1 protein-coding gene is annotated in these 307 nt (G+C 59.0%); it reads right to left on the bottom strand.

Going from position 1 to position 307, the window contains the following annotated elements; genetic code table 11:
• Positions 1-307, bottom strand: a 307-nt coding sequence (locus tag P0G09_RS18045) for a toprim domain-containing protein (RefSeq protein WP_275253358.1), incomplete at both ends; no start/stop codon positions are given.

Here is a 307-nt window from a genome sequence, read left to right as displayed (position 1 = left end):
GTCGAGGATGCGGCGGGCCTGCTGGGCGTTGAACAGATCCTCGTCAATGGCACGGGGATTGGCCATGCCCTTCTGCACGCCCTTTTTGGTGATCTCGTCAAAGGTCACGCGGTTGGGCTCTTGGGGGTCCAACCCCAGGATATTGGCCAGATGCCAGCTGATGGCCTCTCCCTCACGGTCCGGGTCAGTTGCCAGCAGAACGCCGTCGGCCTGCTTGGCTTTTGCCTTGAGCTCCTTGATGAGCTTGGATTTATCCTTGATATTGATGTACTGGGGGGCGTAGTCATGTTCCACGTCGATGCCCAGC

Source organism: Faecalibacterium sp. DFI.5.82, from assembly GCF_029076575.1.
In the GTDB taxonomy this organism is placed as follows: domain Bacteria; phylum Bacillota; class Clostridia; order Oscillospirales; family Ruminococcaceae; genus Faecalibacterium; species Faecalibacterium duncaniae.
The sequence above is the reverse complement of the archived record's forward strand: the minus strand, read 5'-3'. Positions and strand labels throughout refer to the sequence as shown.